The 26,270-nt window shown below is 66.0% G+C and carries 17 protein-coding genes and 1 tRNA gene; 15 read left to right on the top strand and 3 right to left on the bottom strand.

Going from position 1 to position 26,270, the window contains the following annotated elements; genetic code table 11:
• Nucleotides 1-109: 109 nt before the first annotated feature.
• Nucleotides 110-748, bottom strand: a complete 639-nt coding sequence (locus ACX3PH_RS05650) for a TetR/AcrR family transcriptional regulator (protein ID WP_459090292.1) — start codon at nucleotides 746-748, stop codon at nucleotides 110-112.
• A gap of 102 nt (nucleotides 749-850) precedes the next feature.
• Between ACX3PH_RS05650 and ACX3PH_RS05655 the strand changes: the two genes are divergently transcribed.
• The 5 genes from ACX3PH_RS05655 to ACX3PH_RS05675 all read left to right on the top strand — a co-directional run bounded on the left by ACX3PH_RS05655 (nucleotide 851) and on the right by ACX3PH_RS05675 (nucleotide 3,557).
• Complete coding sequence (locus ACX3PH_RS05655; RefSeq protein ID WP_459090294.1) at nucleotides 851-1,414, top strand: dihydrofolate reductase family protein; 564 nt, start codon at nucleotides 851-853, stop codon at nucleotides 1,412-1,414.
• A 55-nt stretch (nucleotides 1,415-1,469) separates the two neighbouring features.
• The gene (locus ACX3PH_RS05660; protein WP_459090296.1) at nucleotides 1,470-2,387 is read left to right on the top strand and encodes a YegS/Rv2252/BmrU family lipid kinase; all 918 of its coding nucleotides are present in this window, start codon (nucleotides 1,470-1,472) and stop codon (nucleotides 2,385-2,387) included.
• Nucleotides 2,388-2,443: 56 nt separating this feature from the next.
• Nucleotides 2,444-2,516, top strand: a tRNA-Glu gene (locus tag ACX3PH_RS05665).
• A gap of 85 nt (nucleotides 2,517-2,601) precedes the next feature.
• On the top strand, nucleotides 2,602-3,231 hold the full coding sequence (locus ACX3PH_RS05670) for a hypothetical protein (RefSeq protein ID WP_459090298.1): 630 nt from the start codon (nucleotides 2,602-2,604) through the stop codon (nucleotides 3,229-3,231).
• Nucleotides 3,219-3,557: a hypothetical protein gene (locus ACX3PH_RS05675; RefSeq protein ID WP_459090300.1), complete on the top strand. Its 339-nt coding sequence runs from the start codon at nucleotides 3,219-3,221 to the stop codon at nucleotides 3,555-3,557. The genes ACX3PH_RS05670 and ACX3PH_RS05675 overlap by 13 nt, the downstream gene beginning before the upstream one ends.
• Here the strand turns inward: ACX3PH_RS05675 and ACX3PH_RS05680 are convergent.
• The gene (locus ACX3PH_RS05680) at nucleotides 3,554-4,609 is read right to left on the bottom strand and encodes an FUSC family protein (protein ID WP_459090302.1); all 1,056 of its coding nucleotides are present in this window, start codon (nucleotides 4,607-4,609) and stop codon (nucleotides 3,554-3,556) included. The two genes, ACX3PH_RS05675 and ACX3PH_RS05680, sit on opposite strands and share 4 nt — an antisense overlap.
• 206 nt (nucleotides 4,610-4,815) lie before the next feature.
• Here ACX3PH_RS05680 and ACX3PH_RS05685 point away from each other — a divergent pair, with 206 nt between their 5' ends.
• Nucleotides 4,816-5,808 (top strand): TerC family protein, encoded by a 993-nt coding sequence (locus ACX3PH_RS05685; RefSeq protein ID WP_459090304.1) that lies wholly within the window; start codon nucleotides 4,816-4,818, stop codon nucleotides 5,806-5,808.
• A gap of 5 nt (nucleotides 5,809-5,813) precedes the next feature.
• Here ACX3PH_RS05685 and ACX3PH_RS05690 read toward each other — a convergent pair whose 3' ends face one another.
• The gene (locus ACX3PH_RS05690) at nucleotides 5,814-6,902 is read right to left on the bottom strand and encodes a Glu/Leu/Phe/Val dehydrogenase family protein (RefSeq protein WP_459090306.1); all 1,089 of its coding nucleotides are present in this window, start codon (nucleotides 6,900-6,902) and stop codon (nucleotides 5,814-5,816) included.
• A gap of 172 nt (nucleotides 6,903-7,074) precedes the next feature.
• Here ACX3PH_RS05690 and ACX3PH_RS05695 point away from each other — a divergent pair, with 172 nt between their 5' ends.
• The 9 genes from ACX3PH_RS05695 to ACX3PH_RS05735 all read left to right on the top strand — a co-directional run bounded on the left by ACX3PH_RS05695 (nucleotide 7,075) and on the right by ACX3PH_RS05735 (nucleotide 26,236).
• Complete coding sequence (locus ACX3PH_RS05695) at nucleotides 7,075-7,929, top strand: PP2C family protein-serine/threonine phosphatase (RefSeq protein ID WP_459090308.1); 855 nt, start codon at nucleotides 7,075-7,077, stop codon at nucleotides 7,927-7,929.
• The gene (locus tag ACX3PH_RS05700) at nucleotides 7,930-9,138 is read left to right on the top strand and encodes an FHA domain-containing protein (RefSeq protein WP_459090310.1); all 1,209 of its coding nucleotides are present in this window, start codon (nucleotides 7,930-7,932) and stop codon (nucleotides 9,136-9,138) included. It begins immediately after the preceding gene.
• Nucleotides 9,138-10,733 (top strand): serine/threonine-protein kinase, encoded by a 1,596-nt coding sequence (locus tag ACX3PH_RS05705; protein WP_459090312.1) that lies wholly within the window; start codon nucleotides 9,138-9,140, stop codon nucleotides 10,731-10,733. Before ACX3PH_RS05700 ends, ACX3PH_RS05705 begins: the two co-directional genes overlap by 1 nt.
• Nucleotides 10,730-11,437 carry a hypothetical protein gene (locus ACX3PH_RS05710; protein ID WP_459090314.1) on the top strand — a complete coding sequence of 236 codons (708 nt, stop codon included), beginning with the start codon at nucleotides 10,730-10,732 and terminating at the stop codon, nucleotides 11,435-11,437. The genes ACX3PH_RS05705 and ACX3PH_RS05710 overlap by 4 nt, the downstream gene beginning before the upstream one ends.
• Nucleotides 11,438-11,629: 192 nt before the next feature.
• Nucleotides 11,630-17,140 carry an Ig-like domain-containing protein gene (locus ACX3PH_RS05715; protein WP_459090316.1) on the top strand — a complete coding sequence of 1,837 codons (5,511 nt, stop codon included), beginning with the start codon at nucleotides 11,630-11,632 and terminating at the stop codon, nucleotides 17,138-17,140.
• 12 nt (nucleotides 17,141-17,152) lie between these two features.
• Nucleotides 17,153-18,121 carry an AAA family ATPase gene (locus ACX3PH_RS05720; protein WP_459090319.1) on the top strand — a complete coding sequence of 323 codons (969 nt, stop codon included), beginning with the start codon at nucleotides 17,153-17,155 and terminating at the stop codon, nucleotides 18,119-18,121.
• A gap of 6 nt (nucleotides 18,122-18,127) precedes the next feature.
• Nucleotides 18,128-19,414: a DUF58 domain-containing protein gene (locus ACX3PH_RS05725; protein WP_459090321.1), complete on the top strand. Its 1,287-nt coding sequence runs from the start codon at nucleotides 18,128-18,130 to the stop codon at nucleotides 19,412-19,414.
• Nucleotides 19,411-21,780, top strand: coding sequence for a transglutaminase family protein (locus tag ACX3PH_RS05730; protein ID WP_459090323.1), 2,370 nt, complete (start codon nucleotides 19,411-19,413; stop codon nucleotides 21,778-21,780). The genes ACX3PH_RS05725 and ACX3PH_RS05730 overlap by 4 nt, the downstream gene beginning before the upstream one ends.
• Nucleotides 21,752-26,236, top strand: coding sequence for an FtsK/SpoIIIE domain-containing protein (locus ACX3PH_RS05735; protein WP_459090325.1), 4,485 nt, complete (start codon nucleotides 21,752-21,754; stop codon nucleotides 26,234-26,236). Before ACX3PH_RS05730 ends, ACX3PH_RS05735 begins: the two co-directional genes overlap by 29 nt.
• Nucleotides 26,237-26,270 lie beyond the last annotated feature (34 nt).

Below are 26,270 nucleotides of genomic sequence, written 5' to 3' on the forward strand. Positions count from 1 at the left end.
AGGAGATCCGCCCGTGAACGGCGCGTTCAGCGTCAGAACGCGACACGAATGGCCGGATCTCCTTCGTTTTCGACTGCAGGACTCACCTGGCTGAGGGAGCTCCCAAGTCTCAACCGTTGCGGGAAACGGGTAGCGCGCACCGCGCAGTAATCGTTCGGGCTGCCTGCTCGACCACCTGGTTCTTCTCGTCGTCGGTGAGTGCCCATCCGCCATGGACCAGTCTTGGCCAGAACACCACCGTGGCGATCATTCCGAGGAACTGGGCTGAGATGACGTCGGCGTCTTCCACGTCCGCAGTCCCCGCGACGTGTGCGGCATGCAGAAAGTCTGCGAGTGCCGCGAGCACCGGGAGCGTGCCGAAGTCGAAGGTCCGCTCCCGAAGTTCGGGGAAGCGGGGCGACTCTGCGATCACGATCCGCATCAGGTCGGCCATGCCTGGTCGATCGAGCAGTTCGACGTAGGCCTTCCCCAAACTGACGAGTCCTCCGAGGAAGTCTTCCGGATCGGGGGCGCTCGGCGCGCCGCCTGGCACGCTTCCCGCCGCGAGGACGGTCGCTTCGAACAACTCTGCCTTCGTGGGGAACTGCTTGAACAGCGTGGCTTTGGATACGCCGGCGTATGTGGCGATCTCGGCCAGCGATGTGCGGTCGTAGCCGTGCTCCAGGAACGGGCGGGCGGCCGCAGCGAGAATCGCCGCACGATTGTCCGCAGCGATCTGCCGGTGGTATGCGGAGAGCTTGCGCGTCATCGTTCCAGTATCCCACTGAGGTGAGCCACTTGACTCACCTCAGCTGGACGGATATCTTTCGATGTGGCGAGTCAGCGGACTCACCTCAACGAAAGGTCAAACATGTCACAGGTGATGATCCACGCGACGGTGTCGATTGACGGGTTCATGGCGGATCCTGCCGGAGGGATGGACTGGATGGACGGGTTTCCGGTGGCGCCGGAGGACGCGGAGATCGTGGGGCGGATCTGCGCCGACATCGGAGCCGTCGTCGGAGGTGCGAACAAGACCCAGACGATCGAAGACGGGGAGATCCCGTACGGCGGGTCCCTCAAGGTGCCGGTGTATCTGATGACGCATAGCGAGCAGGAGCCGGTAGAGCGCGACGGCACCACCTTCACTTTTGTGGTGGACGACGTTGAAGAGGCTGTGGAGCGTGCTCGACACGACGCCGGAGAGAAGTGGGTGAGCCTCCTGGGCGGCCGCATTGCGAGGCAGTGCCTCACCCTCGATCTCGTGGACGAGATCCAGCTGCACGTCGTGCCGGTCGTGCTCGGCGAAGGGATCCCTCTCTTCGCCGGCCTGGAGCGGCAGCTCCGCCTCGAGCGTCTTGAGACCGCAGCGTTCGCCAGCGAGGTCCATCTGCGATACCGAGTCCTACGGGATGCGCCGACGTTCGGAGATTAGCCCAACCAAATCGATCGTTTTCGGTTAACTCCCGGGTCCACGCCATAATCGGGGGATGACGACGACGAAGCCGCTGCGCATCGTCGTCGCCATTAACCCGGCCGCCTCGTTCGGCCGCGGCCGCGCGGTTGGTCCCGCCGTCGTGCAGTCGCTGCGCGGCGCGGGCCACCTGGTCACCACCCTGGTCGAACCGACCTTCCTCGAGCTGATCGAGTCGGCACGCAACGCGGTCGCCGAGCAGCCGGACGCCCTGGTCGTCGTCGGCGGTGACGGCATGGTCAACCTGGCCGCCCAGGTGCTGGCCGGAACGGAAGTGCCGTTCGGGCTGGTCCCGTCCGGAACCGGCAACGACATGGCCCGAGGGCTCGGTATCCCGATCGGCAATGCCGAGGCGGCGATCGAGGCGCTGCTCGTTTCCCTGACCCGCGCTCCGCGCCTCATCGACGTCGGACGGGTGACCGACGGTTCGGGCCAGGTGTCGCTGTTCGCCTGCGTGTTGTCGGCCGGGTTCGATGCCGTCGTCAGCGAGCGCGCCAACCTGATGCGCTGGCCGAAGGGCAGGAGCCGCTACAACCTGGCGCTGCTCCGCGAACTGGCGATGCTGCGCCCCATCCGGTACCGGCTGACCATCGACGGAACGAAGATCGAGACGGATGCCGTGCTCATCTCCGTCGCCAACAACACCTCGTTCGGTGGCGGCATGATGGTCACCCCGGACGCCCTGCTCGACGACGGCGAGTTCGATGTGCTGGTGGTGCAGCCGTTGAAGCGACTCGCGTTCCTGCGCATCTTCCCCCGGGTGTTCAAGGGCACGCACGTGACCGACCCGCGCGTCACCATCTATCGCGGGCGAAACATCCGCGTCGAGGCAGATCGGGTCATCGCATATGCCGACGGAGAGCGTGTTGGTGGTCTACCGGTCGACATCGAGGTGGTGCCGGGTGCCCTCCGCGTGCTCGCACCGCTGCGCTGACCGGTCGTTTTGGTGACGCCCGCTGGGGTGTGGCATACTCTTTGAGTTGCACTAACGGCCCCATCGTATAGTGGCCTAGTACGCCGCCCTCTCACGGCGGTAACACCGGTTCGAATCCGGTTGGGGTCACAATCGAGAAACCCGCTCAGTTGAGCGGGTTTTTTCGTTTTCCGCACGGCTTGACGATCCGCCGGGGATGAACTTGACTCATCTCATGCGGGGGTCCGGAATCGCCATGGGGCTCACCGCGGTAATTCTGGCGGTGGCTCTGAACATCAGCATGAGCGGCGTGGTTGCCGCCATGTTCGGCCAGCCGTATGGACTGCTGGTGCTGGCCGTGACCCTGGTCATCGCAGTCGTCCTGATATCGATCACCGTGTCCCGGTGCACCGGTCGGCGCAACATCCGATCGGCCATCATCGTGGCGGTGATGGCCTTTGTCGCGCTCGGGATCGCGTTCTTCGGTTTCGGTACGGTGCCCATGATCTGGGTCCAGCCCGGTTTCGAACTCGTGCACCTGCTGATCGCGGCCACTTCGGCGCTGGCCTTGGGCATATTCATCGGGCCATGGCCGCTGCGGATTGCCGGAGGTGTCGGCACTGCGCTGCTGATCGCCGGCCTCGTTTGGGTCAGCATCCCCGACCCTCAGGCAACGGGACCTTCGCAGGCAGAGCAGCAGGCGAAGAAGCAGGAAGCTGCGAACTTCGAAGCCTTCATTGAGAGCGGTGCCTTCCCCATGGTCGCTGACTTGCGGGGCGGGGCGATCGTCGGCGTCGTTGCAGAGATGGCGGGCCGTTTCGCACTCTTTCGGTCACCGTCGACGGTGGTGTGGTGGAGGTTGTGATCGACCGGAATCCGATCACGAGCAATGCCGAAATTACCCCGTGCTGGTACCTCGGTGCCGCCGACATGGGCCTCGACGAGACGGACACGCTCCAGGATTACGCGAGTTGGTGCGTCAAGGGTCAGGACCTGTGGCGGCTGACGGATGGCACCGGGTACGCGCGCATGGAGAACGGCAGCCTTGTCGCTGTGAGGTCTGCGATCAGCCAGAATGTCGAGGCGGCCAGCGGTGAACGCCCCGCTAACGCCGACGAGGTGCTTGACGCCTGGGAGTCGCTGCGGCCAATGACCGAGGCGGAAGTGCGCGAGCAGCTGCAGGTTCATTAAGATGCACGAACGGATGCCCGGCTCGCCCACCAGCGCCTGGTGAGTACCAGCACGGCTGCGACCGCGCATCCGATCGCCGTCTCCAGCACCCGGTCGGCCAGCAGCGGCAACACCTCGCTCGGAAGCGACAGGTTGCTGACCGTGATAGCGAGCGGGGTGATGAACAGCAACGCCACACCGTAGTGATGGGCGATGACGATCTCGGTGATGAACTGGCAGACCACGGCAATCGCGATGATGGCGATCGGCGGCAGGTTCAGCCACAGGATTCCGGCCGCGATGAACACGCCAACGGTCGTCCCGGCCGCGCGGTGCCATGCCCGCGTGAGGGAGAACGGCGCATAGGCGAGGGGCAGCACGGCTACGACGGCGACGACCGCCCAGTACGGACGCCCGATCCCTGACGCCAGCGCAATGGCGCCGGTGACCAGCCCTCCGACGACGGCGACGATGGCCGCGCGGATGACGACCTCATCCTTCAGTGCGGTGAAGGAGCGCTGCGGGCTACGAGGCAGCCCCCGGAAGTGGTGGGCGTGACGGTCCCCGGCCAGACGCCGCAGCACCCAGCCCGACATGCACACGATCCAGGCGAAAGCTGCGGAAAGCACGGCGGTCACGATCGCCGTGGGCGCTTCGCTCCAGGTGGTTGGAACGGCGGCGCACACCAGCAGGGCGAAGACCAGGAACACGGGCTGGCCCGGGATCCAACCGATCACCGCTGTCGCGAACACGCCGCCAGCGATGACGACCGCAAGCGCCACGGCGGTCAGCCAGAGCGGCTGACCCAGGCTGGCCAGCGCAACGCCGGCCGCGATGCAGCTGACCAGCGCGACTGCGGCAGCCGTCACAGAGACCAGCCGCACCCGGTACGGTTCGTGGCGGCCGTAGAGGCCGGTGAACGCTCCGAACGACGCGTAGACGGCCAGGTCGATGCGGTTGAGCGCCAGCAGCACGAGCAGGGGGACGGCAAGCGCGACCGCCGCGCGCCCGGCAGCCTCCACATCGAGGGTCCTCTCGGAGCCTTTCGGCGGAGCTGCGGATGGGGGCGTCATGCTCAAAAGCCTAAAAGGCATCCGCTACCATGAGAACAGCGAAGGGGAGTATCCCTAGAGGTGCCGGTGGTTCCGGGCCTTATGCCGCAATCGTCAGTACGGGCACCATCATCGATGCCCCGGATGCGGTGGCACCAGTCCGCGGACGGTGCGGGAGAGACTTTCGGGCCTCACCGTACCCGTCCCCACGAAATGGATTCCGCTCTGTGACTACCCTTCCCGTCTGGTTCGAGATCACGTCGCTGATCGTGCTGTCGCTGATCATCGTGTTCGACCTGATCATTGCGTACAAGCGCCCGCACATCCCTTCGGTGAAGGAGTCGAGCCTGTGGATCGGTTTCTACGTCGGCCTGGCGCTGGTCTTCGCGCTGCTGATGTTCGTGCTGGGTGACGTCGAGCAGGGTGGCCAGTTCATCGCCGGCTGGCTGACCGAGTACAGCCTCAGCATCGACAACCTGTTCGTGTTCATCATCATCATGGCCAGGTTCTCGGTGCCGAAGAAATACCAGCAGGAGGTGTTGATGGTCGGCATCATCCTGGCGCTGCTGTTCCGCGGCATCTTCATCCTGCTCGGTGCAGCGATCATCGAGAACTACAGCTGGGTGTTCTACATCTTCGGCCTCTGGCTGCTCTACACCGCGTGGAACCAGGCGTTCACCAGTCACGACGATGAGGAGGAGACTGAGAACAAGATCATCGGCTACCTCCGCCGGCACATCCGCATCACCGACGAGTACGACGAGGCGAAGGTCCGCACGACGATCGATGGCAAGAAGGTGTTCACCCCGGTGCTCATCGTCTTCATCGCCCTGGGCACCACCGACGTCGTGTTCGCACTCGATTCGATTCCGGCGATCTTCGGTATCACTCAGGACCCGTTCATCGTGTTCACCGCCAACATCTTCGCCCTGATGGGCCTGCGGCAGCTCTACTTCCTCCTGGGGGACCTCGTCGACCGCCTCGTGTACCTCAAGTTCGGCATCGCCTTCATCCTCGCCTTCATCGGCGTGAAGCTGTTCCTGCACGCGCTGCACGAGAACGAGGTGCCGTTCATCAACGGCGGCAACGCGGTCGAGTGGGCGCCGGAGATCAGCACGTGGGTGTCGCTCGGCGTGATCGTGGCAGCCATGGCGGTTGCGGTTATCGCGAGCATGATCAAGACGAAGGCGGATGCCCGCAAGTCCTCAATAGAGGAGTAGGTGAATTAGCCAGCCGCGTTGAGGCGTGCCGCGGCCAGGCGCTCCGCCGCCTCCAGGGTGGTGATCTTCTGCTTGCGCGCATCCGCAAAGATTGTCGCAACCGTGTCCCCGATCGCCTCGACCCTCGCGTTGATCGCGGACAGGTCGGCGTTCGCCTCGCTGGCCAGGGCCAGGTAGATCACACCGCCGGCGTTGACCACGAAGTCTGGTGCCCAGAGGATGCCACGGCGATTGAGTTCCGCTGCACCATCATGCTGGGCGAGCTGATTGTTGGCAGCCCCGCATACGCCGGCCACGCGCAGCTCGCTGATGACCTCCGATGTGAGCACGCCGCCCAGGCCGCAGGGGACGAAGATGTCGGCTTCGACGTGGTGTGCGTCGGCGACGTCGACCCAGGTGGCGCCGAGGGAGGCGGCGAACTCCTTCTTGGCCAGGTTCACGTCGGTGACGCTGAGGCGTGCGCCGGCCTTGGCGAGGGCGGTCGCGAGGCGCCCGCCGACCTGGCCGAGACCGGAGATGACGAGGTGGCGACCGGTGAGGTCGCGGCTGCCGTAGATGGCGTCGAGGGTGGCGAGGATGCTCGCGTACACGCCGGCAGCGGTCGCATCCGCCGGCTCGCCGACACCGCCGCGGTCGGCTGGGAGGCCGCAGACGTGGGCGGTGCGCTCGGAAACGACGGCCATCAGCTCGGCACTCGTTCCGACATCCTCAGCGGTCATGTACGCGCCGCCGAGGCTTTCGATGGCGTCGCCGAGGTCGAGCATGGCGTCGCGCTTCTGCTCATCGCTGAGCACGGTGCCGACCGGCAGGTGGATGACGGACTTCCCGCCGCCCCGGTTGAGCCCGGCGGCCGCATTCTTCAACGTCATCGCGGCGGACAGGCGCAGGGAGTCTGCGACGGCATCCGTCCAGTTGTCGTACTGCCAGACGCGGGCACCACCGAGGGCCTGGCCCAGCTTGGTGGAGTGAACCGCGACGCTCATGGTCAGTCCTGAGCGAACGCCGGTCGTGATGAGAACGCGCTCGTGGGTGAACGGAACGGTGGACAGGTCCAGGGTGTGGGCGTCCAGCGTCGTCGATGGTTGCGGGGTCATGCATTTCTCCTTGATGGGTGCCGCTTCGTGGGCAGCACAGTGGCAGAATTCTAGGGCGCAGAGGTGGTGCGCCGCTGGCCACAGCCTAGCCGGATGCGTATGCACACCGAGGCATCCGTTGCTAGGTTATGAAGCGCCCTTCTCTTGGGGATGACGGTGTATGGGGGAATCGATGAACGCTGAAACAGAGCACGAGCTGGTTCTCCCGGACGGAACCCTGCGACTCTCGTTCTCGGCGGCGTCCGACCTCGGCAAGGTTCGCAAGGTTAACGAAGACAGCTTCCTGGCAGGGGACGGCTTGTTCCTGGTCGCGGATGGCATGGGCGGGCACTCCTTCGGTGACCGCGCCAGCCAGTCGGTGGTCAGCACCTTTGCGGCCGTGGTCGCTGAAGGTGGCCAACTGACCCCGGACCGCGTAGTGCAGACGATCCATTCGTCCAACCAGGCGCTGGTGGCGATGACGGATGATGACGATGACGCAGTTTCCGGTACCACGCTGGCCGGCCTGGCACTGGTGCAGTCGCACACGGCTCTCCACTGGATGGCCTTCAACGTCGGCGACTCGCGGGTGTACAGCTGGGACGGCCGCAAGCTCGAGCAGGTCACCGTCGACCATTCAGCCGTTCAGGAACTGCTCGACCGCGGGCAGATCACGGCGATCGAAGCCAGCGAGCATCCGCACCGAAACGTGGTCACCAGGGCGATCGGGGTCGGTGACATCGTCGACCCTGACATCTGGTTGCTGCCGGTGGCCGGCCGACAGGTCTTCCTGGCCTGCTCCGACGGACTCACCAAGGAGCTCGATGATGACCAGATCGCGAGCATCCTTGCCGACCGCTTCCAGCGAAACGATGGCCGCACCATCGCGGAACGCCTGGTCGAGGCGGCGCTCGCCGCGGGAGGTGCCGACAACGTGACCGTGGTGGTCGTGGACTCCGAGCTGGTGGGTACGGCGCATTCAGCGGATGAAGACACCAACGACCGGGGAATCCCGCACCACCTCGAAGAGACCAGACCCAGGAAGTAGATGGATGCCGTGAGTCAGTTCCGTTATCGTCCAGCCGGTGCTTCCGGCTGGTTGGCAGTGGCGTGGGGTTCACAGCTGCTCGTGGTGCATCCGCAGGCTGTCGATACCGGGATCGCGGTGTTTGCAGGAAGCCAGGGTGCCGACTCCGCGCAGGGTTTCCAGGTTGCGCTCGACGAGCTCACCAAGGGCGGACTCTCGGCGACTCCGCCGTTCGCCTTGCTGGAGTGGTCCGGTGGCGGCAGCGAGCGGGCGGTGCGGGTGATCGTTCGCGGTGGGGTGCAGGCGGTGGTGACCGCGGGTGGGTCGACATACACGATGGACGGCACTGGGGTCTCGACCTGGACAGAACAGAACTTTCAGCAGGTCGCCGATATCGAGGTGGTCGTGGCTCCGGAACCGGCTGAGGCAGCCGACGCACGCTGGCTCCCGATCGAGCGCGGCACGGCGCTGGTTTCGCGCATCTCGTCCGTCCCCGGTGGTGCGGTCACCGCTGATGCACCGGCTGCGTCGACGTCCACGCCGGTGCCCGCGCCGAGCTCAGGGGCTGGCAGCCACCCGGTGACCGATTCGGTGTCCGAGACGACGATGGCCGACCTCCCGGCCGAGCTGGCGGGCGTTCCCGCCGAGCTGCATTCGGATGTTCGGCCCGCCGACGCCGGTTACGACTACCTTTTCGGCGAGACGATGTACCGCAACGTGTCGGATGCCGCTGTCCGGGAGCCAGACCTGGACGTCGAGCAGGCTCCGGCGGCTGAAGCGTCCGCAGGCGATCACGACGGCATGACCATCATGACCGGCGAGCTGAAGAAGCTCCGGGGGAGCCGCAAGGCGAGGACTGCAGTGGATGCGCCGGCCGTTGCCCCACCGTCGCCGGCGCTCTTTCTCGAGTTGTCGACCGGTTCACGCGAGCCGCTCAGCCAGCCGGTGCTGGTCGGGCGGGCCCCGACGGCCAGCAAGGTGTCCGGCGGAGCGCTGCCGAGACTGGTCACCATCCCGGGCGACAAGGACATTTCCCGCAACCATGCGCAGTTCGCGGTCGAGGGCGGCACCGTCGTGGTGACCGACCTCCACTCTCGCAACGGCACGCAGGTCGTCATGCCGGGCAAGGCGCCGCAGCAGCTTCGGCAGGGTGAACCGACCGCCGTGATCGTCGGCACGGTGGTGGACCTGGGTGGCGGCGTCACGCTGACCGTGTGCGAGGAGGGCTAGTGCGCCGGCCAACCTCCGTTCCGCCCGACCTTCCCGGCTACACCTTCGTCAAGTTGCTCGGTTCTGGCGGCTTCAGCGATGTCTTCCTCTACGACCAGCACCTGCCCAAGCGGAGGGTTGCGGTGAAGGTGCTCCTCACCGAGGAACTGACCGCCGCGAATCGTGCCGCTTTCGTCGCCGAGGCGAACCTGATGGCGCAGCTTTCCGCGCATCCGTATATCGTCTCGATCTTCCACGCCGATGTCGCCAGCGACGATCGGCCATACTTCGTCATGGAGTACTGCTCCGGGCCCAGCCTGGCCGAGCGGTACAAGCGCGAGCCGATGGCGGTGGCGGATGTGCTGCGCACCGGTGTCCGCGTGGCCGGTGCCGTCGCGACGGCTCACGCCGCGGGCATCCTGCACCGTGACATCAAGCCGGCCAATGTGCTCACCAACGACTATGGGTGGCCCGCCCTCACCGACTTCGGCATTTCCTCGGCGCTGGACGACGAGTTGCCGGTGCACACCGGTACCCTCGACTCGCTGGCCGATGACACGGGCACCACCGGCAGCGCGTCGGTGGGAATGTCGGTGCCGTGGTCGCCGCCCGAGATGTTCGAGGACGACCCGAATCCGGATGTTCGTGCCGACGTGTTCTCGCTGGCAGCGACCCTCTACACATTGCTGGCTGGTCACACACCGTTCGAGATCCGTGGTCGCTCCAACGGCACGCTCGACCTGATCGGGCGCATCGAGCGCGGGCTGGTGACCCCATTGGAACGCGAGGACGTTCCGCGGTCCCTGGTGGCGGTGCTCGCGAAGGGAATGGCGTCGAACCGCGAGGACCGTTTCGCGACGGCGGTCGAGTTCGCGCGAGCAATGCAGCGGGTCGAGCTCGAGCTGAATTACGCGCCGACCACGATCGACGTGCCGAACCTGATCGTCGACGACTCGGTTCGCGACGGCGCACCGGACGATGATGACGCCACCCGGGCGCGCGGTGTGTCGACCATCGAGGCCCAGCCGGAGGCACCGCTGGTGTCGCCTCCGCCGCCGACCGCGGTGGCGGATGCGACGCAGGTGCGTGGTGCCCAGCGAGTCGAGGCCCAGCCGTCCGCGGAGTTGTCGAGCGAAACCATTGTGCGCAAGCGGATGGTCGCGGAGCCCGTCGTCGACGTCATGCCGGAGGACGCGCCTGAGCCGCGACCATCTAAGGCCAATCGCCTGGTGCTGTGGCTGGCTGGCACGGTCGCCGTGATGATCGCCGCCGGGGTGGCAGTGAGCCTGTTGGTCACCGGGCTGCCGGGGCCGGCCGAGACGGAGCCGACGGTTCCCGGTGGTGGGGGAGCCGCCGTGGTGGAGCAGATCCCGACGCCGGTGCTGGTGTCCGCGACGTCGGATGGCGCCACCGTGACGTTCACGGTGTCCAACCCCGACGCCAACGACGGCGACTCGATGATCTGGCGTCGCACCGACCGCGGGGCCAGCGAGCCACCCCACCAGGTCTCGGATGGCGTCTTCACCGCAGACGGCGCGACCGCCTGCGTCGAGGTCCACATCATCCGTTCCGGTCGCGAGTCGGCCAACCCGCTTGAGACCTGTTACCCGGCATGAATCCGCTCAAGATCGAGTTCTGCGGCGAGTGGTACGACGTCGAGCACCCGAACGACTTCCATATCGGCCGCGAGTCGGACTTGGTCATCGATGACAACCCCTACCTGCACCGTCGCTTCCTGCGCATCTACGAGGACTTCGGCATGTGGTGGCTCGGCAACGTGGGCAAGCTGTTGTCGGCGACGGTGACGGATGCCACGGGCGCTGTGCAGGCCTGGCTCGCCCCTGGTGCACGGTTGCCGATCGTGTTCCCCCAATTGCAGGTCCTGTTCAGTGCCGGGTCGACAACCTATGAGTTCACCATCCACGGCCCGCAGGAATATTTCAACACCGCGGCTGCTGCCGGGGGTGCCGGCGGCTCGACCACCATCGAGCCGATCCCGCTCACCTCATCGCAACGCCTGCTGATCGTGGCACTCGCCGAGGACGTGCTGCGGCAGACGTCCCCCGGTCGCGGGCAGATCCCGGCGTCGGCGGAGGCTGCCGAACGCCTGCACTGGTCGATGACCACGTTCAACCGCAAGCTCGACAACGTCTGCGAGAAGCTGGACAAGATCGGGGTTGCCGGGCTGCGCGGTGGACGGGGCAACCTGGCGACGCACCGGCGTCTGAGACTGGTGGAGTACGCGGTCGCCACGCGCCTTGTCAGCCGGGACGACCTCTACCTGATCGATCGCAACGACCAGGATCATCGCTCGGAGTGAACGTCGTATAACGATGGGGAGAATTACCTATGGGCGGGCTGCCGGCTTTTAGTGAGTTGCTGTTAGGTTATTTGAGGTAACCGCGGCACTGTGCTGAAGATTCCGCTCATCGCCGGGCAAGTTTCTGGGGGACATGACAAAGTGACGGCGCCTGCGTTTCGGCTGAAGAGTCGGAAGACTCTCGCCTCGGCGTTGGTTTTCGCCGTCATTGCGGGTGTCCCTCTCACCATTGCCGCACTGCATCCGGGATTCCCCGTCACCGACGTCGACTTGACGGCTCGCGACGTGTGGGTCACCAACGGCGAACAGCTGCTCGGTGGCCGCCTCAACCGGCAGATCGATGAGTTGAACGGGTCTGTGGTCGCATCCAGCCCGAACTTCGACGTGCTGCAGGACGGTGACACCCTGTTCATGCACGACCCGGCCAGCGGACGCGTCGAATCAGTGAACCCGGCGTCAACGGAAGTGACCTCGGCCATCGAGGTTCCGCAAGGCGCAGAGATAGCGTACGGCGGCACCACCCTTGCCATCCTGTCGACAGCGGGTGAATTGTGGGCCATCCCCGCGGTCGGCGACCTGCAGTTCAACCACGTTTCCACTGAGCCGTTGCTCGAGCTGGGCTCCGGCTCCCATGTCACGGTCACCCAGGACGGCGTGATCATCGCCGTTTCACCGGATGACAAGGCGCTGTACAAGGTCGACTCGCTGGCTGCCGTCCCGGAGAAGAAGGACTTCCCTGCGGTGGGCGAGTTCCAGCTTGCCGCGGTTGGCGATCAGGCGGTCGTGCTCGACCAATCCACCAACGAGCTGCTCAACGAGGGCGGCTCCAGGTTCGTGCTCGACGAGGAGGGGCTGCGACTTCAGCAGACCGGTCCGGCGTCCGACTACGCGGTCATAGCAACGGGCGATTCGCTGCTGAAAGTAAACCTGGGTTCCGGATTTGTTGAGGCCGTGCCCGCGGAGATTTCCCAGCCAGTGGCGGATGCCTCCGGGGTCTCGGCACCGGTGTTCCTCGAGGGCTGCGCCCACGGGGCCTGGGGCGGCGCACAGAAGTACCTGCTCAGCTGCGATGGGCAGGAGCCGTCGGTGGTCGACATCGAGCAGCCCACCCAGGGCAGCGTGCTGGAGTTCCGGGTCAACCGAACGGTGATTGCGCTCAACAACCTGGACAACGGCAATGTCTGGCTGGTCGATGAGAACATGCGGCTGGTGGAGAACTGGGAGGACGTGACCCCTCCAGAGGAGCAGGAGACGGAGGAGGAAGGCGACGAGAAGTCGGCCATCCAGTCCTTCGAAGACACCCTCGCCGAGCGCACCGATACCAACCGCGCGCCGACCGCCAACGACGACGACTACGGCATCCGGCCCGGTCGCACCACGATCCTGCCGGTACTGGAGAACGACTCAGACCCTGACGGGGACGTGCTTGTCATCTCGGCCTACGACAGCATTGCCGAGTCCACCGGAACCCTGGACCCCATCGATGGCGGCCGGGCCCTGCAGTTCACGCCGGCTCCCGGTTTCGTAGGCAGCATCTCGTTCGCCTACACGGTCGATGACGGCAGACAGGGAACTGACCAGGCGCGAGTCACCGCCCGCGTGGTGGCAGAAGGCAGCAACGAATCGCCCGTGGCATTGCGCGAGGCCGGTGTCAGTGTCGAGGCGAACCAGACCATCAGCTACAACGTTCTCACCGACTGGAAGGATCCGGACGGGGACGACATCTTCCTGATCGCAGCGTCACCGAAATCGGGCGATCTGGTCAGGTTCACCCCGGACGGGTTCGTCACCTTCTCGCACCGCACGTCGGAGCTGGGTGAGAAGGAGGTCGTCTTCACTGTGACCGACGGTCGTGGCACACCGGTGCAGGGCACGCTGGTGGTCAACGTGGAGCCGGCCGGGTCGCTGAACCCGGTGGGAACCCCTGACTTCGCCACCACTTTCGTGGACGAGGCGGTCGTCGTGGAGCCGCTGCTCAACGATGTCTCGCCGTCTGGGGCCCAGCTGTTGCTTGCTGCGATCGAGGAGCCGGGCGGAAGCGCCGTCGTCAGTGCCAACACCGACCGCGGAACCATCACGTTCAGCTCATCCGATCCGGGCATCCACTACGTCGTCTACACTCTCACCGGCGGTGCGAACACGAGCTCGGGCATCGTGCGTTTCGATGTCCGAGAGAAGCCGGCGGATGCCGAAATCCCTCCAGTGGCGGTGAAGGATACCGCCTACCTGAGAGGGGACGAACCGACCACGGTGTCGGTACTGTCCAACGACGTCAGTCCCACCGGTCGCATCCTTGCCATCCAGTCAGTGGATGTGCCGGTGGAGTTCACCAGCAAGGGCCTGGTGGTCGAGTTGCTGGAGAGCACATTGGTGCGGGTCACGTCGCCGGCCGCACTGGTCGACCAGGCACACTTCACCTACACGATCTCCGACGGGGTCAGCACGGCCTCCGCGGGTGTGAGCGTTGTGCCGGTTCCCGCGCTGACGAAGCATCAACCGCCGGTGGCACAGAACGATGCAGCAAAGGTGCGCGTCGGCGACATCATCACCCTGGACGTGCTGGACAACGACTTCCACCCGGACGACTCGTCCATGTTCCTGGACACCGAGTTGGTGACGCCGCCCTCCGACGGCCTTGCTTTCGTCAGCCAGGACCGGTTGCGCTTCCAGGCACCCAACAAACCCGGGGAGTACCGCGTCGACTACCGGGTGCTGGACCCGTTCGGTGAGACCGCCGCGGCGACCGCGGTGTTCACCGTCACCGGGCTGGATGAGGCTAACAACCGAGACCCTGAGCCGGTGCCACTCGTGGCGCGGGTGCTCGCCGGCGGAACCATCCGGGTGAACGTCCCGCTGAACGGTATCGACCCCGACGGTGACTCCACCCAACTGCTGAACTTCCCGACCAACCCGTCGCTCGGGTCGGTCGTCGAGAGTGGGCCGGACTACTTCTACTACGAGGCGTCGAGTGCGGCATCCGGCACCGACACGTTCAGCTACGAGGTCTACGACGCCTTCGGCGCCACCGGAGTGGGCGAGATCAAGATCGCCGTCATCCCGGAGCCCGACGAACTGCAGGAGCCTTCCGCGCTGCCCGACAGCGTCTCCATCCGCCCGGGACGCATGGCCCAGGTGGACCTGATGCTGAACGACTCGGACCCGCAAGGCGCACCGATCAAGGTGTCCGAGGAGCTCGTGGACGTGCCGGAGGGCATCGAGGCGAAGGTGGTCGGCCGCCAGTACCTGGTCATCGAGGCGCCGGAGACCGAGCAGTCGTTCTCGCTGCGCTATGAGCTGACCAACGACCGCGGTGGCGCCGCCATGAGTTACGTGCTCGTGCAGGTGACACCGGATGCACCGCTGTTGCCACCATCGGCGACTGACGTCCCGATCCTCACCAAGGACATCGCCGGGGAGAAGTCGATCACCGTCGACGTGTTCGACGGTTTCGCCTTCAACCCGGCCGGACCCAACGAAGACCTCGTCGTCACGGTGGAGGGCCCGAACGCGGACTCCGCACAGCTGCTCGAGAATCCGGGGGAGATCGACGTCACCCCCGGGCAGAAGCGGCAGGCGATCGCATACCGGGTGACCAACGAGTTGGACCAATTGAGCGCGATGGCGTTCATCCTCGTTCCCGCAGCCGTCGACGAGAACTTCGACGACCCTCCGCACATCGACCCGGCTTTGCCCACCCAGTACGTGAGCATGAACGAAACCAGGGAATGGGACCTCTCCGACCTCGTCATCGCCCCGTCCGGACGCGAGGTGTGGATCCCCGACGCGGCGACCGTCAGCGGAGTCCAGAGCAACGGGGACAAGATCCTCGTCGACAAGGACACCCTTCGCTTCACCCCGGTCCAGGACTACCGCGGGCCGGCCGCTATCAACTTCACGGTCACAGACGGGTCATCGAAGAACGACCCGAAGGGCATCAAGGCGAACCTGCGCCTGGACATCGTCGTGGGGGACCCAGAGTTCCGCGACACGCCTCCGGAGTTCACGACACCAAACGCGCAGATCGAGGTCGGCGAGGAGACCGTGATCGACCTGCGCAAGTCGACCGGGCACCCCAACCCGCAGATCCTGCAGGATGTGACCTACTCGAATATCACCGGCGCGAGCAATGGGCTGCAGCCGAGCCTGAACGGGTCCGAGCTCACCATGACGGTTCCCCGGAACACCCCGAAGGGCACAACCGTGGCCCTCGGCGTGACGCTGCGCTGGGATAAGTTCGAGGTTCCCGGAACGATCAATGTCACCGTCGTCGGCTCGACCCGCCCGCTGGCCGTGGCGGTCACCGATTCGCTCGAGATGAAGCGCGGTGGTGGTGATGGGGGCGGCTCCATCACGGCGCATCCGTTGACCAACGACTCGAACCCGTACCAGACGACGGGGGAGGCGCTGAAGATCGTCGACGCCCAGGTGCAGAACACGGGAGAGCCGGCGAACGTCTCATTCACCGCTGACAAAGTGAGAATCACGCCGAACGCGGCTCTCAAGAGTGGCGTCATCGAGGTGGTCTACACGGTTGAGGACGCCACGGAGGACGCCGACCGCCTGGTCAACGGCACCATTGTCCTGGTGGTCAGCGATGTGCCGGACCAGGTTGCGAAGCCGACCAGGACCTCAGATATCGGTGGTGACCGGGAGGCGACCTTCCGGTTCACCGCCCCGGCCACCAATGGCAAGCCGATCAGCGCCTACGAGGTCGCGGCGAACCCGTCGAGCGGCGTCACCGTCCCGACCGACTGTCAGCCTGGTGCTGACTGCACGATTCGCGGTCTCACCAACGGGACCGCATACACGATAACCGTCCGCGCCATCAATCAGCACGGACCAGGGCCATGGTCGATCTCGAGTGACCCCGTGGTCCCGTACGGCACACCGGGGACGCCGGCGCCGACCGGCTCGGCGGACTCGCCGTGGGCAACCGCCAACATCACCTGGACCTGGCCGGATGTCGGTGCCAACGGCGGTAACGTGACGTACCACTGGACCACCAGCAGCGGCAAGAGCGGCACGGGACGGCCGGTCGCCGACAACGGGTTGGGTGCCGGCAACTACACGGTCACCGTGTGGGCGGTGAATACCGGAGGCAAGGAGAGTGCTCGCGCCACCTCCGCGCCAGTGCGCATCCAGAACCAGACGGTGCCGCAGGCGCCGACCAACGTGCGCGGTAATGCAGGCAGTGGCACCGCGCCCACCACGATCTCTTGGGCGTGGGGACAACCGGCAAACGCGGGACAGGGTGCGGCGGTCACCGACAACCTGCAGTACCGCCACCGGGTGAACAGCGGAGGCTGGTCTGGCTGGGGCACTGGTCGCACCGCCAGCACCTCTGTGGGGAACGGCGGCGGAACCTTCACCATCGACGTTCAGGCGCGAAACAATGCCGGGGAGAGCGCCATCGGCAGTGCCTCCGTGTCAGTCAATCCGAAGCCGGCCGACCCGAAGGTGAACCTCGCGCGGGGGCAGGCGGTCACCTGCCAGAGCAGTGGAACGTCAGGCTGTTACCGGTACAACATCACCCTGGAGAACTTCGGCGGTGGCGAACACACCGTTCACCTCTATTGCCTGAGCCGCATAGCAACCCACACCTTCTACGGAAACAGCCACTACCCCTCGACGCACTGCGGGTACAACGACACTTACGTGATTGTGGACGGTGTCGAGAGCAACCACGTGAATTTCAATGTTTGACGAAAGGGAACCATGCCAGTAACACAGGAGCAGGCGACGTGGTTCGCGGATGCCTTCCAGAAGTTGATCGCGAACGTCGACAAGGCGATCGTGGGTAAAGACCACGTCATCCGCCTGGTGCTGACTGCGCTGATCTCTGACGGGCACGTGCTGCTCGAGGACTACCCCGGTACCGGCAAGACGGTGCTGGCGAAGGCACTGGCCAACACACTGGACGGCAGCACCTCGCGCATCCAGTTCACTCCCGACCTGCTGCCGTCGGATGTGACCGGTGTGCAGATCTTCGACCAGTCGAAGGGCCGGTTCGAGTTCCACAAGGGCCCGATCTTCGCCTCCATCGTGCTCGCCGACGAGATCAACCGCGCCAGCCCGAAGACGCAGAGCGCTCTTCTCGAGGTCATGGAGGAGGGTGTCGTCACGATCGACGGTGAGGGTCACTCGGTCGGTGCACCGTTCCTGGTGATCGCCACTCAGAACCCTGTCGAGCAGGCCGGAACCTACAAGCTGCCGGAAGCCCAGCTCGACCGCTTCCTGATCAAGACAACGCTGGGCTATCCCGACAAGAAGACCTCGGTCGCCCTGCTGATGGATTCCGGTACCCGTGCGCGCGCATCGCTGGTCTCGCCCATCATCAAGCCTGAGTCGATCGTCGCGATGGCAGCGCTGGCTGCTGAAGTGTTCGTCGACGAGTCCGTCATGCAGTACCTCAGCGACATCGTGGATGAGACACGGAAGGATCGCGACGTGGTGCTCGGCGTCAGTATGCGTGGTGCGATGGCCCTCGCACGGGCGATCAAAACCTGGGCCATCACCCAGGGACGCACCTACGCGACGCCGGATGATGTGCGCGACCTGGCCGTCCCGGTGCTCGCTCACCGCGTCATCCTGGACCCCGAGTCGGAATTCGCCGGGGTGAAGGCCGAAGACGTGGTGAGCCGCATCCTGGTGAACATCGAGCCGCCCGCGTACCGCGCCGCCTAGAAGTCAGTGACCACCACGAGCCTGCCAGCCGGCATCTCTGCGCGCCTGCAGAGAATTGCCGGTTCGGCACGACGATTCGCCACCGCCGTGGCTGCCATCGTCGTGCCCGTCGGGCAATGGGCGCGGAGGGTTGTGGGTCCCGTTGTGCGGGTCGTCACTCCACTCGGCTGGCTGGTGCTCGGAATCGGCGTGGCCGCGCTCATCCTCAGCGTGGTGTTCGGCTGGCAGGAATTCACCTACCTCGGCACGGTAACCCTGGCGGCGCTGCTGGTGAGTTGCGCGTTCCTCTTCGGCCGGGCCAGCTACGGCGTGGTGGTCGAGCTGAACCCGCGCCGAGTCGTGGTCGGTGACCGCGCGATGGGGCGAATGCTGGTGACCAACACCGGTGCCCGTGGTCTCCCCCCGACCCGCATGGAACTACCGGTCGGCAGGGGCCTGGCCGAGTTCCAGCTTCCCTCGATGAAGCCCAGGGACGAGCATGAAGAACTGTTTGCCGTGCCCACCAGCCGGCGGGCGGTCATCGTCGCCGGCCCGGCCGAATCCGTGCGCGGTGACGAGCTCGGCCTGCTGCGAAGGGCGCTGAAGTGGGCCGACGCGGTCGACCTGTTCGTGCATCCGAAGACCGTGCGCCTGGTGCCATCCGCCGCCGGGCTGGTGCGGGACCTCGAAGGCCAGGTCTCGAAGACGATCACCAACAATGACATCGCTTTCCACGCCTTGCGCCCCTATGTTCCCGGTGACGACCGGCGTTATGTGCACTGGCGCACCTCGGCCAGGATCGGCCAGCTCATGGTGCGCCAATTCCAGGAGACCCGGCGCTCCCAACTGACCATGATCCACGCGTCCCGCGGCGACCTCTACGCCTCGGACGACGAGTTCGAGCTGGCCATCTCGGTGACGGCTTCGATCGCCGCCCAGGTCATCCGCGACGGCACCCAGATGAACGTGGTCAGCGAGAGCGGACTGTGGCGCACGCAGACGGTGACCTCGATGCTTGACTCCTCCTGCCGGATCGAACCGGTCGGCCGCCTGTTCCAGACGATGCGGCACTTCGCCCGGGAGCGAACCCGCAGGCTGCCCGCACCCAGTGTGGTGATGCTCATCGCCGGCTCCGCGATGAGCACAGCAGACTTCCGCAGCATCCAGTCGTTGTTCGGGCAAGACACCAGCCAGGTCGCCTTCCAGGTGGTTCTCGGCTCGGAACCGAAGATCTCCGCGGTCGCCGGCCTGACGGTGATTACGATCGGTGACCTGAAAGACCTCTCGGCGCTGGTGAGAGGACTGAGCTCATGAGCAACGACACCGGGCAGGGCCTCAGGCGCATCAGCGGCCGCGCCTGGACAGACGTGACCGTGCTGCTGGTGCTGGCGGTCATCGGCCTGATCGGATTCCAGCCATCCTTCGGCGGGTACAGCTTCCTGGTGCCGGCGCTCGGCGGGCTGGCGCTGGGCGCTGCCACCGGCATCCTGGCGTCGCTGTTCCGTCTGAGCCTGGTGCCGACGACCCTGGCGGCCATCGTCGGGTACTTCCTCTTCGGAAGTGCGCTCGCCGTGCCGGAACAGGCCCTGTTCGGAGTGCTTCCGAGCCTGCAGTCGGTGTCGAGCCTGGCCATCGGCGCGGTGTTCGGCTGGACCGATATCGTGACGTTGCGCACGCCGATCGGAGCACCCGAATACATCACCGTGGTGCCATACGTCGCCACCTGGCTGGTCGCACTGGTTTCGACAACGCTTGCCATCCGCTGGCTGACGTCTCGTCCACGCACGGCGTGGCGGTTCGGCGTTGCCCTCATCGGACCGATCGCCATCTACCTGGTGAGCATCCTGATCGGAACGGATGACCCGTACCTCGCCGGCATCCGGGGGGTAACCTTCGCGGTGCTCGCGCTGGTCTGGCTTGGCTGGCGGAGGCCGGCCGGGGCCAGCGTCGCCAAGGCCGGGGCGAGCCGCCTGCGCAACCGGAAGCTGGCCGGAACCGCCGCCATCGTGGCCGCCGCCGTACTGCTCGGTGGGGGAGCCGGCTTCTGGCTGGCACCGCCCAAGGACGAGCGCTTCGTACTGCGCGACGAGATCGAGCCGCCGTTCGACCCGCTGCAATACCCCAGTCCGTTGAGCGGCTTCCGCCACTACACGAAACAGGTCACCGACGAGGTCCTGTTCATTGTCAGCGGGCTGCAGAACGGAGACACCATCCGCCTGGCAACGCTCGATTCGTTCAACGGCAAGCTGTGGAACGTCACCGGTCCGCAGACCAGCACGAACGGATCGGGCACCTTCAACCTGGTCGGGCGCACCATGCCGCAGCAGCGATTCATCACGCCGGATGCCCGCGAGAACGTGACCTTCACCATCGAGACCTACGCCGACGTGTGGCTTCCGAGCGTCGGATACCCCACCAACCTTGAGTTCACGGCAGGGGAGTCGGCCACGGCCTCAGACAACCTCCGGTACAACGACGCCACCGGGACGGCGGTGCTCACCTCCGGCCTCAGCGAGGGCGACAGCTACACCATCGACGCGACCGTTCAGCAGGTCGTGTCCGCCGCAGACCTGGCCGGCGTTTCAGTCGCCGCAGTTGAACTCCCGCCGGTCAACGCCGCGCCAGACATCGTGACGTCGAAGGCGCAGGAGTACGCCGCCAGCGCGACGGCACCGGCGGCACAGCTGGAGGCCATCCGGATCGCGCTGGCCAGCACCGGGTTCCTGAGCCATGGCCGGGCATCCGATTCGGTCGCATCGCGGGCGGGCCACGGCGCCGACCGCATCTCTGAACTGCTGGAGCGCAACCAGATGGTCGGCGACCAGGAGCAGTACGCCTCCGCGTTCGCGTTGATGGCGCGCAGCTTCGGCTACCCGGCACGGGTCGTCATGGGCTTTGCGCCGGAAGTGGTCGAAGGCCAGTCGGTCGAGGTCACCGGAGACGATGTGACCGCGTGGGTCGAGGTCGCATTCGATGACGTCGGCTGGGTCGCCTTCAACCCCACGCCGGACGAGACCGACATCCCTCAAGACCAGACGCCCAAGCCGCAGAGTGAACCGCAACCCCAGGTCAGGCAGCCCCCGCGCGTAGATGCAGATGACGAAGACCTGCTGAGCCCCGTCGAGCTGGAGGAGACAGAAGAAGAGGATGACGGCTTCTCACTCGTCATACCCGGCTGGGTCTACGCGCTGGGCCTCAGCATCCTGATCCCGGCAGCCATCATCTTCCTGCCGATGCTCGCAGTCGGGATCGTCAAGGCTCGACGGCTGAGGCGCCGCCGCACCGCCGCAGCCGCCCACGACCAGGTGGCCGGGGCGTGGGAGGAACTGGTCGACCGTTACTCTGAGCTCGGATTCGACGTTCCGGGGAAGTCCACGCGGGTGAGGGTCGCCGACCACCTGGAGGGCCAGCTGTCAACAGAGAACCACGTCCCGTTGCATTCGATCGCGATCGTTGCGGATGAGGCGGTGTTCTCCGGTCAGGAGGTCCCGCCAGAGCAGAGCGAACAGGTGTGGAGCGAAGCGCTCGCCGCTACCCAAGCAGGTCGTGCCGAGCTCAGCAGGGTGCGCCGCATTCTCAGCCGGTACCGCATCCGCTCGGCCAGGGACTGGGCGGCGAAGCTGTCACAGGAGTCAGACGAAAGGGTGGGGCATGCGTCTCAAAGTCACTCTCGCACGTAGTTCGGGCAGCGTCGATGACATAGTCGTGACGACGGATGCTGCGGCCAGCATCTCTGACATCGCGTCGACCATTGCCAGGGTCGACCCCCGGCCGGCCGCTCAAGCGATCGATGAGGAGGCGCTGACGCTTCGTGCTTCGCTTCCCGGGCACGACGAGTGGCTGATCCTGCCCCCCGACGCGGCGATCGGCGAGGCCTGGGTGGGGTCGGGCGCCCGGGTCGAGCTGGCGGATGCCGGGATCTTCTACTCGCCGCGCGGAACCGGCCAGGGGCCGACTGTTGCCACCGTGCGTGTTGTTGCCGGGCCGGATGCGGGCAGGGAGTTCCCCTTGCAGGTTGGCTCCACCATCCTGGGGCGCGACGCCGGTTGTGACGTTGTGCTGTCCGACCCCCTGGTGTCCAAGCGCCACGTGCGCCTGGAAGTCTCCGACGTCGTCGAGGTTGTCGACCTGGGGTCGGCAAACGGGCTGGTCGTCGATGGCGGCCTGGTTCCGCGGCTCGTGGTCACCGAGACGGAAACCGTACTCGTCGGGGACTCTGAGCTCGAGATCACCGTCGCTGAGACGGTGGCGTCGAACGGGCTGGTGCAGCGCGCGGGCCCGGTCATGTTCAACCGGTCGCCGCGGGTGGAGTCGCGCTATCCTGGCCGAACGTTCTCGGCGCCGGAAGTACCGTCGGAGAAGGACGACGATCCGTTCCCGTGGCTCGCCATGGTCGCACCCGTGCTGCTCGGAGTGAGCATGTGGATGATCTTCAACCGTCCAGCCGCCCTCCTGTTCGTGCTGATGTCACCGCTGATGCTCATCGGCAACTTCTTCATGAACAAGTCCAAGAACAAGCGCAATCTGAAGAAGGCGATTTCCAAGTTCGACCTGCACCTGGCGTCCCTGTCGAAGCAGCTGGCGTCTGAGGTGGTGGTGGAGCGCGAAGCCCGGCTGGCGGAGTCTCCATCGACAGCGGATGCCCTCGACCAGGCGATGCGCCGCGGCCCGCTCACCTGGACCCGGCGAGCAGAGCACTGGTCGTTCCTCAACGTGCAGTTGGGTATCGGAACGATGAAGTCCCGGAACGTGATCGACTCGGCATCCCGCGGTGACCTGCTGCCCGAGTTCCAGGAGCGCCTGGACGTGGTGATCACCGAGCACGAGAAGGTTTCCGGTGTTCCCATTGTCGACAACCTGTACGACTCGGGTGCGATCGGTGTCGCGGGTCAGGCAGCCGATACGGTCGGTGCCGTCAATGCGATCCTGGTGCAGCTGACTGCCCTGCATTCACCGGCCGAGCTGGTTGTCGCATCGTTGGTCACCCCCCAGTGGTCGCGCGAACTGGGCTGGCTGAAGTGGATGCCGCACACCTCCTCCCCGCAGAGCCCGCTGGGCGGGAGCCATCTCGCGGACAGCTCGTCGAGTGCATCCGTACTGCTGTCGGCCCTCGAAGAAGTGGTGTTGAAGCGCACGAAGGAGGCGGAGGCGCGTCGCCGCGGCGCGATGGAGCAGCGCCGCTCGGCGCTCGAGCGGGGTGCGGATGCCGGTGAGCGGGAGACTGCGGACGGCACCCAGTCACCAATTCCGGCGATCGTGGTGCTCATCTCGGACGATGTGGCCGTCGACCGGGCACGGCTGGTGCAACTGGCCGAGCGCGGTGCCGATGCGGGTGTCTACCCGATCTGGATGGCGTCGGAAGTCGAGCAACTCCCTGCGGTCTGCCGCACCTATCTGCACATCACGGCGGATGCGCCTCAGGCAACGGTGGGACTGGTGCGCCTCGGCGAGGTGATCACCGATGTGGAGGTGGAGCTGATCGATCCCGATTCTGCACTGGCGTTCGCGCGCCGGATGGCACCGGTGGTCGATGCTGGGGCGGTCGTCGCCGACGACAGTGACCTGCCGCGCTCCATTTCGTTGGTGACAGTGCTTGGCCATGAACTGGTGGAGGCCAGCGATGCGGTGGTGGACCGGTGGCGGCAGAACGAGTCGATCCACGATCGCACTCCCGGGGCAACACCCGCCAAGCGCCGCCCGGGCAAGCTCCGCGCGGCGGTCGGCAGCGCCGGTATCGACTCCATGCACCTGGACCTTCGCACCCAGGGCCCACACGCCCTGGTCGGCGGAACGACCGGCTCCGGCAAGAGCGAGTTCCTGCAGGCCTGGGTGCTCGGAATGGCCGCGGAGTACAGCCCGGATCGGGTGACCTTCCTCTTCGTCGACTACAAGGGCGGCTCGGCCTTTGCGGACTGCGTGAGCCTGCCGCATTGCGTCGGACTGGTCACCGACCTGAGCCCTCACTTGGTTCGTCGTGCCCTGACCAGCCTGCGGGCCGAGCTGCACTTCCGGGAGCACCTGCTTGTGCGTAAGAAAGCGAAGGACCTGCTGGAGCTGGAGAAGCGAGGCGACCCGGAGAGCCCGGCGGCACTGGTGCTGGTGATCGACGAGTTCGCTGCCCTGGTGGGGGAGGTTCCGGAGTTCGTCGACGGTGTCGTCGACATCGCACAGCGCGGTCGGTCGCTCGGCATCCACCTGATCATGGCGACTCAGCGGCCGGCTGGCGTGATCAAGGACAACCTGCGCGCAAACACCAACCTGCGCGTTGCGTTGCGGATGGCCGACGAGTCTGACAGCAGCGACGTGATCGGCACGAAAGACGCCGCCCACTTCGACCCGTCAATCCCCGGCCGTGGAATCGCGAAGACCGGCCCAGGGCGCCTGCAGCAGTTCCAGTCGGCCTACGCGGGCGGTTGGACCTCGCGCGAGCTGGAACGCCCGAGCATCGATATCGCCGAACTGCGCTTCGGCGGCGAGGCACCCTGGGAGGAGCCGCGCACGGAGGTTGCCCTGGAGTCGAGGGATCTCGGCCCGACCGACCAGCAGCGGTTGGTCTCCTCGATCGTGGCCGCGGCATCCGCTGCCCGGATTCCGGCTCCCCGCCGCCCGTGGCTTGACGAGATCGCCGCGGTGTACGACCTGTCGCTCCTGCGCCAACGCACCGACAGCGAGTTGGTGATCGGAGTGTCGGATGTTCCCACCAGGCAGCAGCAGCATCCGGTCTATTTCCTGCCCGATGTCGACGGTCACATCGCGATTTACGGCACGGGTGGTTCGGGTAAGAGCACCGCGCTGCGCACCCTCGCCAGCGCGGCGGCGATCACCCCACGCGGGGGCCCGGTCGAGGTGTACGGTCTCGACTTCGGCACCGGCAGCCTGCGAATGCTCGAGGCGTTCCCCCACGTGGGCTCCATCATCGGTGGCGATGACTCCGAGCGGGTTGTTCGGCTGTTCCGCTACCTGAAGACCCAACTCGAGTCGCGGGGTCCTCGCTTCGCCGCGGCCAATGCGTCGAGCATCACCGACTACCGCACACTGACCGGCTCTCCGCTGGAACGGCGCATCCTGTTGCTGATCGACGGCTTCCCATCGTTCCGTGAGGACTGGGAGGTGGCCAGTGGCCGGGCGGTCTGGTACGACGTGTTCAAGGACATCCTGAGTGATGGTCGCCAGCTCGGAATGCACGCGGCGTTCACGGCTGACCGGCCGGGTGCCGTTCCGTCGTCCGTGAGTTCCAGCATCCAGCGTCGCGTGATCCTCCGCCTGGCCGACGACACCGGATACAGCATGCTGGATGCCCCGAACGATGTTCTCAGCCCGTCGTCTCCGGCCGGACGCGCGATCGTCGACGGCCTGGAGACCCAGGTCGCTGTGCTCGGTGGTTCCCCGTCGATGACCGAGCAATCAGCGGCCGTGCAGAAGCTGGCGGAGTCGATGCTGCGGGCCGGGACAAGGCCGGTCGACCCGATCGATGCGCTGCCGAAGGAGTACGCGCACTCGACCCTGCCCGACGGGGTGGCGGACTTCCCGGTGTTGGGTGTCGGTGACGAGGAACTGGCCGCGGTCGGGTTCGATCCGCGCGGCACTTTCCTCCTGTCTGGTCCGCCGGCAAGCGGTCGCAGCAACGCATTGGAGTGGCTCGCCAGGTCGGTTGCACGCGCCGACGCGCCGGCTCGCCGCTACTATCTCGGCAACGCGCGTTCGGGGCTCGCCGGGGCGCTCGAATGGACGGGCGCCGCCACGACGATCGAACAGGTGGCCGCGCTCGCCAAGGACCTGTCCGCTGCCGTCGCCGATCCTGAGACGGAGGGCAGGATCGCCGTGTTCGTCGAGAACATCCCCGATTTCCTGCAGACCCCGGCGGATGCCGCCATCGTCGAACTGGTGAAGGCGGTGAAGCGCAGCGAGCACCTGCTGGTCGCCGAGGCGGAGACAACGTCGTGGAACGCGTCGTGGCCGTTGTTCGCCGAGATCAAGAACGCCAGGCGTGGGCTGCTGCTGCAACCGGATTCGATCGAAGGTGACATCCTGCTGAAGACGCCGCTGCCTCGGGGCAGCCGCAGCGAGTTCCCGCCAGGTCGCGGCATGTACATCGCCCGCGGCAAGGTGTCGCGCGTGCAACTCCCGCTGCTGTGATCGCGTGCATGGGTAGTGCTCCCCATGGGGGTGC

The sequence above is a fragment of the Homoserinimonas sp. A520 genome, assembly GCF_054489245.1.

Bases quoted from the DNA above. Each gene is read 5' to 3' on its own strand.
- ACX3PH_RS05650 (WP_459090292.1), bottom strand. From the start codon at position 748: ATGACGCGCAAGCTCTCCGCATACCACCGGCAGATCGCTGCGGACAAT.
- ACX3PH_RS05655 (WP_459090294.1), top strand. From the start codon at position 851: ATGTCACAGGTGATGATCCACGCGACGGTGTCGATTGACGGGTTCATG.
- ACX3PH_RS05660 (WP_459090296.1), top strand. From the start codon at position 1,470: ATGACGACGACGAAGCCGCTGCGCATCGTCGTCGCCATTAACCCGGCC.
- ACX3PH_RS05670 (WP_459090298.1), top strand. From the start codon at position 2,602: ATGCGGGGGTCCGGAATCGCCATGGGGCTCACCGCGGTAATTCTGGCG.
- ACX3PH_RS05680 (WP_459090302.1), bottom strand. From the start codon at position 4,609: ATGACGCCCCCATCCGCAGCTCCGCCGAAAGGCTCCGAGAGGACCCTC.
- ACX3PH_RS05690 (WP_459090306.1), bottom strand. From the start codon at position 6,902: ATGACCCCGCAACCATCGACGACGCTGGACGCCCACACCCTGGACCTG.
- ACX3PH_RS05695 (WP_459090308.1), top strand. From the start codon at position 7,075: ATGAACGCTGAAACAGAGCACGAGCTGGTTCTCCCGGACGGAACCCTG.
- ACX3PH_RS05700 (WP_459090310.1), top strand. From the start codon at position 7,930: ATGGATGCCGTGAGTCAGTTCCGTTATCGTCCAGCCGGTGCTTCCGGC.
- ACX3PH_RS05710 (WP_459090314.1), top strand. From the start codon at position 10,730: ATGAATCCGCTCAAGATCGAGTTCTGCGGCGAGTGGTACGACGTCGAG.
- ACX3PH_RS05720 (WP_459090319.1), top strand. From the start codon at position 17,153: ATGCCAGTAACACAGGAGCAGGCGACGTGGTTCGCGGATGCCTTCCAG.
- ACX3PH_RS05730 (WP_459090323.1), top strand. From the start codon at position 19,411: ATGAGCAACGACACCGGGCAGGGCCTCAGGCGCATCAGCGGCCGCGCC.
- ACX3PH_RS05735 (WP_459090325.1), top strand. From the start codon at position 21,752: ATGCGTCTCAAAGTCACTCTCGCACGTAGTTCGGGCAGCGTCGATGAC.